General features: G+C 65.0%; 11 protein-coding genes. 9 read left to right on the top strand and 2 right to left on the bottom strand.

Features of this window, described 5'->3' with window-relative positions; all coding sequences use genetic code 11:
• Positions 1 to 61: 61 nt before the first annotated feature.
• The 3 genes from AC6UUM_RS15460 (at position 62) to AC6UUM_RS15450 (ending at position 4,468) form a co-directional block, all read left to right on the top strand.
• Complete coding sequence (locus AC6UUM_RS15460; RefSeq protein WP_500803136.1) at positions 62 to 2,827, top strand: phosphoenolpyruvate carboxylase; 2,766 nt, start codon at positions 62 to 64, stop codon at positions 2,825 to 2,827.
• 112 nt (positions 2,828 to 2,939) lie between these two features.
• A complete protein-coding gene (locus tag AC6UUM_RS15455; RefSeq protein WP_500803135.1) occupies positions 2,940 to 3,314 on the top strand; it encodes a RidA family protein in 375 nt (124 codons plus the stop codon).
• Positions 3,311 to 4,468 carry an alanine racemase gene (locus tag AC6UUM_RS15450; RefSeq protein WP_500803134.1) on the top strand — a complete coding sequence of 386 codons (1,158 nt, stop codon included), beginning with the start codon at positions 3,311 to 3,313 and terminating at the stop codon, positions 4,466 to 4,468. The genes AC6UUM_RS15455 and AC6UUM_RS15450 overlap by 4 nt, the downstream gene beginning before the upstream one ends.
• A gap of 58 nt (positions 4,469 to 4,526) precedes the next feature.
• On the opposite strand, the gene AC6UUM_RS15445 is transcribed toward AC6UUM_RS15450, so the two are convergent.
• Positions 4,527 to 4,937, bottom strand: a complete 411-nt coding sequence (locus AC6UUM_RS15445) for a MerR family DNA-binding protein (protein ID WP_500803133.1) — start codon at positions 4,935 to 4,937, stop codon at positions 4,527 to 4,529.
• Positions 4,938 to 5,004: 67 nt separating this feature from the next.
• Between AC6UUM_RS15445 and AC6UUM_RS15440 the strand changes: the two genes are divergently transcribed.
• Genes AC6UUM_RS15440 through AC6UUM_RS15430 form a run of 3 tightly spaced genes read left to right on the top strand, consistent with a single transcriptional unit; the run spans position 5,005 to position 8,437 of the window.
• Entirely contained in the window at positions 5,005 to 5,751 is a 747-nt protein-coding gene (locus AC6UUM_RS15440) for a MauE/DoxX family redox-associated membrane protein (protein WP_500803132.1), read from the top strand.
• Positions 5,748 to 7,730 (top strand): multicopper oxidase domain-containing protein, encoded by a 1,983-nt coding sequence (locus tag AC6UUM_RS15435; protein ID WP_500803131.1) that lies wholly within the window; start codon positions 5,748 to 5,750, stop codon positions 7,728 to 7,730. Before AC6UUM_RS15440 ends, AC6UUM_RS15435 begins: the two co-directional genes overlap by 4 nt.
• The gene (locus AC6UUM_RS15430; RefSeq protein WP_500803130.1) at positions 7,730 to 8,437 is read left to right on the top strand and encodes a copper resistance protein B; all 708 of its coding nucleotides are present in this window, start codon (positions 7,730 to 7,732) and stop codon (positions 8,435 to 8,437) included. Before AC6UUM_RS15435 ends, AC6UUM_RS15430 begins: the two co-directional genes overlap by 1 nt.
• Position 8,438: 1 nt before the next feature.
• On the opposite strand, the gene AC6UUM_RS15425 is transcribed toward AC6UUM_RS15430, so the two are convergent.
• A complete protein-coding gene (locus tag AC6UUM_RS15425; RefSeq protein ID WP_500803129.1) occupies positions 8,439 to 10,316 on the bottom strand; it encodes an NAD(P)-binding protein in 1,878 nt (625 codons plus the stop codon).
• Positions 10,317 to 10,428: 112 nt separating this feature from the next.
• Here AC6UUM_RS15425 and AC6UUM_RS15420 point away from each other — a divergent pair, with 112 nt between their 5' ends.
• The 3 genes from AC6UUM_RS15420 to AC6UUM_RS15410 all read left to right on the top strand — a co-directional run bounded on the left by AC6UUM_RS15420 (position 10,429) and on the right by AC6UUM_RS15410 (position 13,684).
• Complete coding sequence (locus AC6UUM_RS15420; protein ID WP_500803128.1) at positions 10,429 to 10,959, top strand: hypothetical protein; 531 nt, start codon at positions 10,429 to 10,431, stop codon at positions 10,957 to 10,959.
• 271 nt (positions 10,960 to 11,230) lie between these two features.
• Positions 11,231 to 12,862, top strand: coding sequence for a M20/M25/M40 family metallo-hydrolase (locus AC6UUM_RS15415; RefSeq protein ID WP_500803127.1), 1,632 nt, complete (start codon positions 11,231 to 11,233; stop codon positions 12,860 to 12,862).
• A gap of 57 nt (positions 12,863 to 12,919) precedes the next feature.
• Positions 12,920 to 13,684, top strand: a complete 765-nt coding sequence (locus AC6UUM_RS15410) for an ABC transporter ATP-binding protein (RefSeq protein WP_500803125.1) — start codon at positions 12,920 to 12,922, stop codon at positions 13,682 to 13,684.

The following is a 13,684-nucleotide window of genomic DNA, read 5'->3' as shown; positions in this document are numbered from 1 at the left end:
GAATCGCGGCTTGCCCTGCCGCCCGCGCCAAGCGAGATTGGCGGCAGAAGGGGAATCCACCATGATCGAAGCCTGTCGCCAGCGCATGAACGAGCTGCATGCCCGCACGGCGGAAACCCCATTGTTCAACCCGGTGTTTCAGCTCGGGCTGGAAATCTCGCGCCAGTTGGAAAAGGGTGAGATCACGCTGGCAGGCCTGCGCGACGCCATTGCCGAACTGGGCCGCGATGGCTTGCGGGCGCGTAGTCATAGGCTGGCGCGATTGATTGGCCCGCTGGCGGAGGACGAGAATATCGCTGCCTTCCGCGCTGCGGTTGTGGCATCGGCGCAGGGCAGCGATTTCGCTTCGTTTGCGGCCCGCTGGTCGCAGCCGCTGTTGCATGTGGTGTTCACCGCCCACCCGACCTTCCTGCTGACGCGGGCTGAATATGCCGCCGTCGCCCATGCCGCTGTTGCCGGTTCGCCGGTCAGCATCGCGCCGCAACTGGATCGGCCGTCGCCCAGCCTGGCCGATGAACATGCGGAAGCCATGGCCGCGCTGGCCCGCGCCCAGACGGCGCGCGATCGGCTCCACGCCGTCGTGCTCGATGTTGCGGCGGCGCATTATCCCGATGACTGGCAGGCGCTCACCCCGTGCCTGTTCCGGCTGGCGACCTGGGTCGGTTATGACATGGACGGCCGCACCGATATCGGCTGGGCGACCAGCTTGCGCTTCCGCCTGGATGAAAAGGCGCGACGGCTGGCGCTTTATGCCGATGCGGCCAGCGCGGTGGGGGAGGCGGACCTCGCCGACCGCTTGCGCCGCGCTGGCCGCCATGCCTCGACCATGGCGGCGCTGCTGGCCGGCGATACCGACACGCCGGCGGCGCTGTCCACCATCGCCAACCAGATCACCTCGTCGCATGCGGACAATCTGACCAGCCTGTCCGGCATAATCGCCGATCTGCGCCGCGCTGCCGCCGCGCTGCCCGCTGATCAGGCCGCGCCGCGTCTGGTGCTGGCGGCGGCCATGGCCGCGGATGGCCTCGGCATGGGCGCCATCCATTTCCGGGTAAACGCCGCGCAACTGCACAATGCCATCCGCCGCCGCATCGATCCTGATGGCAGCCTCGATATGGCCAGCGGCCAGGCGCTGCTGCGCCTGCGCGACCTGCTCGACACGGTGCAGCCGCTGCGCAGCAATTTCGCCGCGCTGGCGGTGGAAAGCACCACGGCGGTGCGCCAGTTCCTCGCCATGGCGGCGATCCTGCGCCACATCGATGCCGACACGCCGATCCGCCTGCTGATCGCCGAGTGCGAACAGCCGCAAACCGTGCTGTCGGCGCTGTATTTCGCGAAGCTGTTCGGCATCGACAGCCATGTCGATGTGTCGCCGCTGTTCGAAACCGAAACCGCGCTGGAACATGGCGGGCGGTTCCTCGATGCGCTGCTGGCCGAGCCAGCCTATGCCGCCCATGCCCGCCGTCGTGGCCGTGTGGCGATCCAGACCGGATTTTCCGATGCCGGGCGCTTCGTCGGCCAGATCCCGGCGGCGCTGGCCATTGAACGACTGCAGGGCCGGCTGGCCCGCGCCATGGCCGCCAATGGGCTGGGCGATGTCGCGGCGCTGATCTTCAACACGCACGGCGAATCGATGGGCCGCGGCGCCCATCCAGTGGATTTCGGCGATCGCCTGGCCTGGCCGCTCAGCCGCTGGGCGCGTGGGCAGTTTGCGGCGCGCGGCATCCGCATCGAGGCTGAAGCCAGTTTCCAGGGCGGCGACGGCTTTCTGTTCTTTGGCCATGAGGCGCTGGCGCTGGCCACATTGGCGCGCATCGCCGCGCTGTGGCCGGGGCTTGCCGATGCGCCAGACGACAGTTTCTACACCCGCACCGATCTCAGCCTTGATTATTACCGCATGATCCGCCGCCACCAGCGCCGGCTGTTCGAAACCCGGCCCTATGCCCGCGCCATCACCGCCTTTGGCCTTGGCCTGCTGCCGGTCACCGGATCACGCCGGCTGAAGCGCCAATCCGATATCGGCAGCGATCGGGAGGCGAATCTGCGCCAGATCCGCGCCATCCCGCACAATGCCGTGCTGCAACAATTGGGCTATCCGGCCAATGTGCTGGCCGGGGTGGGCACCGCCGCTGGCGAAGCGCGTGAGGCGCTGGCGGCGCTGTTGGCGGGATCGGCGCGCGGCCGGCAGATACTGGGCCTCGTTGGCGCGGCCAATGCACTGGCCAGCATCAAGACGCTGGCGGCCTATGGCGAATTGTTCAACAGCGCCTATTGGGCGACGCGGCCCTATCGCGGCACCGAGGATCATCTGGCGCGGCCCTGCCTGGCGCTGGCCGAACGGCTGATCGAGGATGACCGCTCCGGCCAGTTCCGCCGGCTCGCTTCGCAATTGCGGGTGGACAATATCAAGCTGCGCCAGATGCTGGCCCATTTGCCCGCCGCGCCGGTGGACCCAGCCGGCGAAGCCACCCGCCGCAATCTGGGCGTGCTGCACGCGCTTCGGCTGGCGCTGATGCAGCATCTGTTCCTGCGCGCCGTCGATATGCCGGCCTTTTCGCGCAGCAACGATATCAGCCGCGACGATGTGCTGGACATGATCCTGTCCCTGCGCACCGATGAAGCGCTGGCACAATTGCGTCGGGCCTTTCCGGTGACGGCGCCGGACCTGGGGGATTATCGCATGGATGAAGCCAGCGACTGGCCCGATGGCGACCCGCAGGCCTATGCCGGTATCCAGCGCCGCTTCATCGAGCCGATCGCCGAGGCGGCCAAGCTGCTGCCGCTGATCGGCATCGCGATTGCCAATCATTTCGGTGCCTTCGGCTAGGGGCCAGCGCGGTGACGCATGGCCGGCCGATTTTCCGGGGCCGCAGCCCTTGTGCAAGGCCTGCCCGCTCTGCGATGATCGTTCTCCGCCCCGAAAATGCGAGCAAATCAGCATGATCAACATCGAGGTGCCGGACCATGCCCCGCCCGGCGGCCATTATGCCCACGCGACGTCGGCCGCTGGCCTGGTCTTCATTTCCGGCCAATTGCCGATCCATCCGGTTGATGGCCGGCTGAACCAGGCCGCGTTTGCAGCCCAGGCCGGCTGTGCCATCGACAATCTGCTGGCGGTGCTGAAGGCGGCCGGTTCCGGGCCGGAACGGCTGTTGAAAGTGAATGTCTATGTTGTCGGGATCGAACATTGGCCGGCGTTCGACGCCGTCTATGCCCAGCGCATGGGCCGCCACCGCCCAGCCCGGGCAGTGATTCCGGTGCCGGAACTTCACCATGGTTTTCTGGTGGAAATCGACGGGATTGCCGCGGCATGATCCACAGCGATCGCCCCGGCACGCTTGCCGACGTACAGACACCGGCCCTGATACTTGATCGAGACCAGATGCGACGCAACATCGCCCTGATGGCGCAAACGATTGGCCGCAGCGGCGCCCAATTGCGCCCGCATGTGAAGACCCACAAATCGGTGGATGTCTGGCATGATGTGCGCGACGGCGGCGGCACGCGCGGGATCACGGTTTCCACCCTGGCCGAGGCCGAGCATTTCTTTGCCCATGGCGCCGACGATATTCTTTATGCGGTCGGCATTGTGCCCGCCAAGATCGCCCGGGCGGCGCGGCTGCTGAAGGCCGGCGCGCGTCTGACCTTGGTGGCGGACGATGTCAATCAGGCACGGGCTATCGCCGCCGCCGCGCGAGACGAAGCCGTGGTGCTGCCGGTGATGATCGAGATTGATGTGGACGGGCATCGGGCCGGCATCGGGCCGGATGCCCCCGCGCTGATCACGCTGGCGACCCAGATTGCCAGCGATCCGGCCCTGCAACTGGCCGGAATCATGACCCATGCTGGCGGCTCGTATGGCAGCAACACCGCCGCCGCGCGGCTGGTGGCAGCCCAGCAGGAAGCCTCTGGCTGCGTGCGGGCGGCAAAGCTGATCCGGGCGGCGGGCATCACCTGTGAAACCGTGTCGATCGGATCAACGCCAACCGCGCTGGCGCAGGCCGATCTGGCCGGCGTCACCGAAGTGCGCGCCGGGGTCTACACCTTCTTCGATCTGGTGATGGCCGGGCTTGGGGTGGCCGAACCCGGCCAGATCGCGCTCAGCGTGCTCACCACCGTGATCGGCCACCAGGCGGAAAAGGGCGTGCTGATCACCGATGCCGGCTGGATGGCGCTATCCCGCGATCGCGGCACCGCAGGGCAGGCGGTGGATCAGGGCTACGGCCTGGTATGCGATGTGATGGGCAACCCGCTGGGCGATGTGATTGTACGGGAATGCAACCAGGAACATGGCATCATTGGCGCGCGCGCGCCGGGCGCCGGGCTGGCGCTTGACCGGTTTCCGATCGGAACACAGCTGCGGATCCTGCCCAACCACGCCTGCGCCACGGCGGCGCAGCATGCGCAGTATGTGGTGCTGGAACAGGGTGAGGTGATCGGCCAATGGCCGCGGATCAGCGGTTGGTGAGGCGGATTTCGGCCCTGCTTCAAGGGTGATCGGCTGGCGCTGGAGGTTCTGCCGTCGTTCAATGGCAGGCTGCGCCGGTAAAGGTCGCGATGATCGGGCAGGGGCCATCCTGGCTGCTGGTGCATTCATCGAGCAAGACCGACAGTGCAGCGCGGGCGGCGGCGAGCTCGGCCATTTCGGCATCGAGCGCCGCAAGCCGGGCGCGGGTGAGGGCTTGGACGCGGGCGCGATCATGGCTGGCATCAAGCGCCAGAAGCTCGGCAATTTCCTTCAGGCTGAAACCGGCGCGCTGGGCTGAGCGAATGAAACCAAGTCGCTGTACGTCGGTTTGATCATAATGGCGCACGGCGCCGGCGCTTTCGGGCACCGGCATCAGCCCCTTGCGTTGGTAAAATCGCACCGTTTCGACGCCGACACCGCCGGCTGCGGCAAGACGCGCGATCGTCAAAGTGGGGGTGAGGGCTGCCATGGCTTGACTCCGTATCTTGGTACGGAAGCTATACGGCAGCGACTCGACGAACGCAAAGGATCGTCCCATGGATGCCCAACTGCCCCGCAAGGCCCGCCTGGTGCGCATGGCTCTGCCCGATCATGTTTGCCCATGGGGCCTGCGTGCGCGCCATCTGCTGCAATCCAAGGGCTATGACTTCGACGATGTGCTGCTCACCAGCCGAGAAGCGGTCGAGGCGTTCAAGGCCGAGCAGGGCGTGAAGACCACCCCGCAGATCTGGATCGCCGGGCAACGTGTGGGCGGCCATGATGATCTGCGGCGCTGGCTTGGGCTCAGCGTGCATGATCCCAAGGCGCTCACCTATCGTCCGGTGATTGCGTTGTTCGGCATGGCGGCGGCGATGGCGCTGGCGATCAGCATGGCGGTGCGGGGCACGCCGTTCACCGGCCAGGCCGGCATCTGGTTTGTCGGCATTGCCATGTGCCTGCTGGCCTTTCTGAAACTGAAAGATATCGAAGGCTTTGTGACAGGGTTCATCGGCTATGATCTGCTGGCGCGCGCTTGGCTGCCTTACGCCTATGTCTATGCTTGGGCCGAAGCCACGACGGGCGTGCTGATGCTGTCGGGCCAATTGGTCTGGCTGGCATCCGGATTGGCATTGTTCATCGGCGGCATCGGCGCGGTGTCCGTGATCAAGGCGGTCTATATCGACAAGCGTGCGCTCACCTGCGCCTGCGTCGGTGCCGGCAGCAACGTGCCCCTGGGCTTTGTGTCGCTCCTGGAAAATCTGATGATGCTGTTCATGGGTGCGTTCATGGTGATGATGCGATGAACGCAGGGATAAACCGTTTTGTCCTGATGTTGCTCGCGCTGTGCCTGTTGGTGCCGGCGTCGGCGGGCGCTGCCACCTATGACCTGCTGGTCGAACGCCGGCAGATGGCACTCGTGCCCGGCCGCAGCGACAGCGTGATCGCCATCAATGGCAGCGTGCCCGGCCCGACCTTGCGGTTCAAGGAAGGCGAGGAGGCCATCGTCCGGGTCACCAACCGGCTGAACGCCCATACCTCGATCCACTGGCACGGCTTGCTGGTCGATGGGCCGCAGGATGGCGCGCCGGGCTTCAACGGCTTCATGGGCATCGCGCCTGGCGAGACCTATACCTACCGCATCAAGGTCCACCAAAGCGGCACCTATTGGTATCACGCGCACAGCGAAGGCCAGGAACAGGCCGGCCAATATGGCGCGCTGATCATCACGCCGGCCGGCGACGACCCGATCCAGGCGGACGCCGAGCATGTGATCCTGTTTTCCGATCACACGCGCGAAGATCCGGGCCGCGTGCAGCGCAACCTGAAAAGCGACAGCGGCTATTACAACTGGAACAAGCGTACCCTGCCTGAACTGCTGCGTGACGTGAACAAGTTCGGTATGGACAAGACCATGGCGGAGCGCCGCGCCTGGGGGCAGATGCGCATGGATGCCACCGATATCGCCGATGTGACGGGCTATGCGCTGCTCGCCCAGGGCCAGCCAAGCGCCGCCAAGCCGGTGTTCGGCTTCACCCCCGGCCAGCGCGTGCGGCTGCGGCTGATCAACGGCAGCGCGATGAGCTTCATGGATGTGCGGATTCCGGGGGTGGCGATGACCGTGGTCGCCGCCGATGGCCGGCCCATTCAGCCGGTGGTGGTGGATGAACTGCGCATGGGGGTCGCCGAAACCTGGGATGTGATCGTGGAGCCGCCGGCCGGCGCACACGCGATGTGGGTGGAAACGCTCGATCGCCGCGCCAGCGTGCTGGTCAATCTGACCAGCGATCCGGCGCTCAAAGTGCAGGCGCCGCCGTCGCGGCCGAAACAGGTGCTGCTGCTCAGCGAAATGGGCCATGCCATGCCGGCGCCCGGTGAGGCGTGCAGCGCCGAACACGCCGCGATGGGGCATTGCACGGTTGGCGGCACGGCGCCGGTCGCGGCTGCTGCCGACCCCGATTGCCCGCCAGAACACGCTGCCATGGGCCACTGCACACCAAAGGCTCCGGTCCCCGCAATGGCAGCGGCGAAACCGGCCGCAGACCCTGATTGCCCGCCTGAGCACGCCGCGATGGGCCACTGCACCCCCAAGTCGGCTGCCCCCAGCTCTGGCCCCACCACCGGCCCGCGCGTTGGCAGCGCCGTGGCGCTGGCGGAAAAGCCCATTGGCGGCACGCCCTTCCCGGTGGTCGATTACGGCTATGGCCGCGATCCGATGGCCGGGATGGTGATGGCCGGCATGCCGGTGTTGGGCCGCGAAGGCGACACCGATGGCAGCGGCCGCGTCTTCGGCTGGGCCACCGGCGCGCCTTATGGTGCGCGCGTGCTCTCCATGCGCGATCTGGTGGCGCTGGTGCCACGCGCCGATGCCCCCCCACCGACGCGCGAGATCATCGTGCGGTTGCAGGGCAATATGGAGCGTTACATCTGGACGCTGAACGGCAAGAAATTCGGCGAAGGCCCGCCGATCGACGTGAAATATGGCGAGCGCGTGCGCATCACCTTCATCAACGAAACCATGATGGCGCACCCCATGCACCTGCACGGCATGTTCTTCGAAGTTGAAAACGGCCAGGCGCCGGGCCTGACGCCGGAGAAGAACGTCATCGTCGTGGCGCCGGGCCGCACCCAATCGATCGTGCTGACGGCGAACGAAGCCGGCGAATGGCCGCTGCACTGCCACCTGCTCTATCATATGAACAGCGGCATGATGCAGAAGCTGGTGGTGGCCAATGTCGCTGGGCCGGATGGCAAGGCCGCGCCGCCCATGCAGCATTCGCATTGATGCGCGCTCTCCTGCTCGCGGCCCTGCTTGCCGCGCCGGCCGCAGCGCAGAACGCACCCATGGCAGCCCATGGGCATGATGGCGGCATCAACAACTACACGCTGGTCGAGGAAGCCGATCTCACAAGCTTCAAAGGCAAGCTGGTCGCCAATTGGGAAGCGCAGGGTTGGATCGGCAGCGACCGCGACAAATTCTGGTGGCGTACCGAAGGCGAAACCAAGGGCCCGCGGTTGGAGCAAAGCGAATTCCAGGCACTGTACAGCCGCAACATCGCCACCTTCTTCGATGCGCAGGTCGGCCTGCGCCACGATATCGCGCCTGATGCGCGGACCTATGTGGTTGTTGGGGTGACGGGCCTGGCGCCGCTGTTTTTCGAAACCGAGGCGCATGCGTTTTTCGGCCTGAAAGGCGATGTGCTGCTGCGCCTGCGCCAGTCGTTCGACATTCGCATGACCAACCGGTTCGTCATCCAACCGCTGGTGGAAACCGACATCTACCTCACCCGCGAACCCGAACGCCTGATCGCGCCCGGCCCCGCCATCATCGAGGCCGGCCTCGTCACCCGCTACGAGCTCACCCGCCGCGTCGCGCCCTATGTGGCGGTGATGTTCGAGCGGCGGCTGGGGGAATCGAGCCGCCTGGCGCGCGCGGCGGGGGAAAATCCGGGCGGCTGGTCGATCAGGACCGGCGTGCGGTTCTGGCTGTAGCTCAGATCAACCCCCGGCTGATCAGACACTCCTGCACCGCTCGGTCTGCCATATCGATCGCCGTGTTGGTGAAGGCCGACGCCGCCGCATCCGCATTGGCAATCGCGATGCGGCCGAAGCTCTGTCGGCCCAGGATATGCGGGCGCTGCTCATCCGGCACGTCCGGGTCGCCGAGCGTGTCATAGGTATAGGCATAGCCGTGCGGCCAGCGGTTGACGGTGATCCCCGCGATATCGCGCGCCGCGTCAAAGCCGGCGCCGCCCAGCATGCGCTGCAACTGGGACCGGATTTCGCGTTCGATGGTGGCGTAATCGGTGTTCAACATGTCGGCGCGGCCGATGCGGTTCTGTTCCTTCCTCGGCAGGCCGGGGCTGTTGGGGTTGCGCACCATGTGCAGCACCACCGGCTCGTCCGGCGTCTGCGCGCTGCTGTAGCCACCGATGCGCATCGGCGTGTCGAGCGCTGTCGTGGTGTGATAACCGTTCGGGGCATGGATGGCCTTGGTGTTCAGCTTGGCCCAGGCCCGCCAGTTGCTCAGCAGCACATTGGTGTACTGCATCGGCACCTTCGACGGATAATGCAGCGCCGCCTTCTGCGCGTCCGGCAGGCTGGGCACGATGTACGGAATGATGTTGTTGAAACAGGCCATGATCGCATTGGCCGCCGTTACCGCGATGCGCTTGCCGCCCTTCACATAGACGACGCGCACGGCCTTTTCAGTGCTGCGCGTCACCGGGCCGGTGTGTTCGGCGCGGATTACCATGGCGTTCAGCCGGATGCGCACGGGATTGGCCGGATTGTCGAGCGCGGCATAATTGGCCGGCGCGAGCACGACTTTTTCCTGATCGATGGGGCCGCGAAACACGCCCGGCACCAGGGCCGACACCAGCAACCGTGCCACCGAGGCATTGCCATCGGGCCAGTGGAAATGTTGCGCTTCGGCATGGATCTGCCCCGGCAGGGTCATGCCGGCAAACACCGGCGCGCGGCCACCGGTGGCGACTTCCCAGGCCGGCACCGTATCGACCCGCTTGTTGTTGCGATGGCCCTGGCCGGTGAAGAACGGCAGGCTTTCCTGCAACATGCCGGCGTGCTTCATCAGGAAAGCCTGATAGCTGATCGCCTTCAGCGCCGCCGCCTTCTGGTCAGGCGTCAGGCCGGGCAGATAATCCTTTTTCTCGGTGTGCAGCCGCGTCAGGTCGGCGCGCACGGCTGGCGACAAGGGCGCTTCAGCGAAGAATTGCGCCCACGGCTTCTTGCCGGTGCCGGTCACCAGCCTGTCGGCGGCGAAATGCTCGCGGTCGAAAAACGTCGCGTTGCCCAAGCCCTCATAGGCCTTGGTCTCAAAGCGTTCATAGCTGGTGAGATCGACGCCCAGTTCGCCCAGCATGCGCTTTGACGTGAAACTGTAGGGGAACGGCGATTCAATGCTCATCGTGCCGCCATAGGCCAGGATGGTGCGGCCATTGTGGACGAACTCGTTGCGCTTGGCGTGGCCGCCGAAATCATCGTGATTGTCGAGGATCAGGATCTTCTGGTCGGCGCCCATGGCCTGGCGGTGGAACCAGGCCGCCGACAGGCCGGAAATGCCGCCGCCCACGATCACCAGATCATAATGTTCGCCGCTGTCGTCCGCCGCCAGCGCGCCCCCTAAACTGCCATCCCGCGCCCCATCACGCACCATGTGCGCCATTTCGAAACTGCCCGGATATTGCCCGCGCAGCCCGGATTTCAGCGGCGGATAATCCGCGCTTTGCGCCGCCGCCGCGGATGGCAGCCCCAGGCCGCCTGCGGCCACCGCCAGCGCCGCGCCGCCGAGGAAATCCCGCCGCGCAATCGGCCGCCCCATGCCGAGTTCGTGATCCGACCAGTCCGCCATTCTTGCCCCCTCCAGCCGCGCGCCCCGCTGCATCCCGCCTGCGGCATCCGGCCAAGACAAGCGCCAAAAGCCGCGCTAATCTTGGTTACCTCTTGATCGAAGGATAGTCCCGATGCTGCGCCGTGCAATCCCCCTCGCTCTCTTGGCTGTGCTGCCGGCATCGGTGGCGGCCCAGCCGGCCAAGGCGCCCAATGCTGCCGGCGTGTGCCGCAGCGACGCCAATTATCGGGCCCAGGATTTCACCGTCGGCGAGTGGGATGTCTACACCGGCGCGAACAAGACCGCCGAAGTCTCCATGAAGCTGATCCTCAATGATTGCGTGATCGAGGAGCGCTGGACGGTGTACAAGGGCCGTGACGATGGCAATGGCATCGGCGTGTTCAGCTATTCGCCGCTGCTGAAGAACTGGGGCTATTATTGGGCGACCGACAATGGCGCCACCACCAGCTTCCGTGGCGCGCTGATCAAGCCCGGCGAGATGCGCTATGTTACCGAACGGCCGATGCCAAATGGCAAGGTGCGGTTGCGCCACTGGACGCTGTCGAAAAACCCCGACGGCACCATTCGTGAGCTGTCCGTCGGGACCGAAGATGGCGGCGCCACCTGGATCACCGAATATGATCTGAAATGGGTGCGCAAATAGGGCCTGATCGTGATGGCGCCAGCCGTGCCGCAGTGCGCTGCTGACCGTTGTCGTCCATGCGCTGGTGCAGCCCATCATGTGCCCCTTGTCGGCGGGCATCCATTGGGGGTTCAGATCACACCAGGTCTGCAAGGCGGTCGAATTGCGTATATGCTGTTGGTCGCTGCTGCTGAAACCTGTCAGCGCAGGGGTCTCGCTTGGCGCGCGATCATATTGCCTTGCGAATCGACCAGGGGGATCGACCGTGACCACATTCAAGCAAGTTCGTTGGATGCCGCTTTTCGCATCGCTGGCCATCGCACTGGCAGCGTGCGGCGATCAGACGGCCAAGGATGGCAAGGATGCCACGGCAACCGCTGCCGCCGATGGGCCGAAACTGGGCATTCGCCCGGCCGGGGATGAAACCATCAAGCTTGATCGCAGCAAGATCAAGAACGCCGACCTGCTGAAGATCTACGATCATATCGATGCCAACATCGATTCCCACGTCGTCAACCTGCAGAAATGGATCCAGCAGCCCACCGTGTCGAACACCGGCGAAGGCATCCCGGAATCGGCCGAGATGGTGAAGGGCTTCTTCGACAAATTGGGCTGCCAGAAAACCCAGGTCTATGATCCTGGCATCAACAAATGGGGATCGCAGTCCAATCCGGTTGTCTACGCCAAATGCGACGAGGGCGCGGAAAAGACGCTCGCTGTCTATTGGCAGGGCGATACCATGCCGGTGACCCAGCCTGATTTGTGGAAGGCGCCGCCGTTCGAAGGCCGCCTGGTCGAACAGGCGCCCTACAAGAAGGTGTTGATCGGGCGTGGCGCGGTCAATTCCAAGGGCCCGGAAATGTCGTTCTACAACGCCTTGCTGTCGATCAAGGCGGTCACCGGCAAGCTCCCGGTCAATCTGATCTTCATCGTCGAAAGCGATGAGGAACGTATGGATGTCGGCCTCAACAAGTTCATGCAGGATCATGCCGATCTGGTGAAGGATGCCGATGCGCTGTGGGGCCCCGGCGGTTCGGAAGGCTGCGTGTTCGTCGAGCTGACCACGAGCGGCAAGAGCTGGGGCCGCGGCCCGGTCTATTCCGACATCCACGGTTCCAACAAGCGCTCGGTCGACAGCCCGGCGTGGCGCCACATCCAGATGCTGTCCAAGCTGGTTTCGGCCGATGGCAACACGGTGCTGATTCCCGGATTCTATGACAATATCGTTCCGCCAACCAAGGAAGAGCTGGCCATGCTGGCCAAATCGGCGGCGAAATATGATCTGAAGCGCGCGGCGACCAATCTCGGCGTGGCGCGGTTCATCTCCGATGATCCGCTCACCCAGCTGAAGATGGCGCGGATGGGCACATCGATGAACCTGGATGGCATCTGGGGCGGCAACATGTTTGCCGGCGGTTCCGGCGCCATCTTGCCCAACAAGATCATGTCCAAGCATAATTTCCGCTATGTGCCCAACATGAGCGGGCCGGACATCGTGAACAAGCTGCGCAAGCATCTCGACAAGCTTGGTTACAAGGATGTCGAGATCAATCTGGTCGGCGATGTGCCGTGGGCCAAGAAGAACACCGACAACGACATCAGCCGTGCCACCGCCTATACCGCGCAGATCTGGGGGCAGAACCATGATCCGATCACGCCCAACGACAGCATCCTGCTGGCCGGCGGCGGCGGCGGCTATTGGCCGGCCTATCTGTTTTCGGGCACCGAATCCCCGATCAACATCCCGATCAGCTCGGTTCGTGGCGGCACCGGCGGCAACGCCCACGCGGCCAATGAATTCTGGGTGATCGAAGGGGCCGGCAATTCGCCGGGGATGGCGACGGCGGAAAAGATCATCGCCACCGCGCTTTATACCTATGCCGGGTTGAACGGGCCGATCGCCCTGGCACCCGAAAAGCCCTGACAGCGCCGCAGCACCGAACATTGCCGGGTCTCTCCGGCGCCAGTCACATCCAGGGTCATGTCGATGCCAGTGGTTTCACTTCAGAATCTCAAGAAGATCTACAAGCTTGGCGACAATGACGTGCACGCCTTGCGCGGCGTATCCCTGGATGTGGAGGCGGGGGAATTCGTGGCGATCATCGGGCCTTCGGGTTCGGGCAAATCCACGATGATGCACATATTGGGCTGTCTCGATCGCCCGACCGAGGGCAAGTATCTGCTGAACGGGGTCGATGTGTCGGGGCTGTCGGCCGACAATCTCGCCGAAATCCGCAACCGGCAGATCGGCTTTGTCTTCCAGGGGTTCAACCTGCTGGCGCGCACATCGGCGCTGGAAAATGTCGAAGTGCCGCTGCTCTATTCGCGTCCGGTGATCCCGCCGGCCGATCGCCGGGCACGGGCCGGCAAGGCGTTGCAGGCCATCGGCCTGGGGGACCGGACGGATCACCATCCCAACCAGCTTTCCGGCGGGCAGCAGCAGCGCGTGGCCATCGCCCGGGCGCTGGTGAACGAGCCGACGCTGATCCTGGCCGATGAACCAACCGGCAATCTGGACAGCGCCACCAGCATCGAAGTGATGCGCATCCTGCAGGAACTGCGCGCCCGCCGGAACATCACGATCATCCTGATCACTCACGAGGCCGAAATCGCCGCCTATGCCACCCGCATCGTGGCGGTGCGCGACGGCGTGATCATCAGCGACACGCCCAACGAACCCAAGAGCCTGCTGGACGAGGCGCCGGCCGCGCCGATGGCCACGGCGGCCAGAGCGGTGGGCGCCTGA

Source organism: Sandarakinorhabdus sp., from assembly GCF_987265915.1.
The sequence above is the reverse complement of the archived record's forward strand: the minus strand, read 5'-3'. Positions and strand labels throughout refer to the sequence as shown.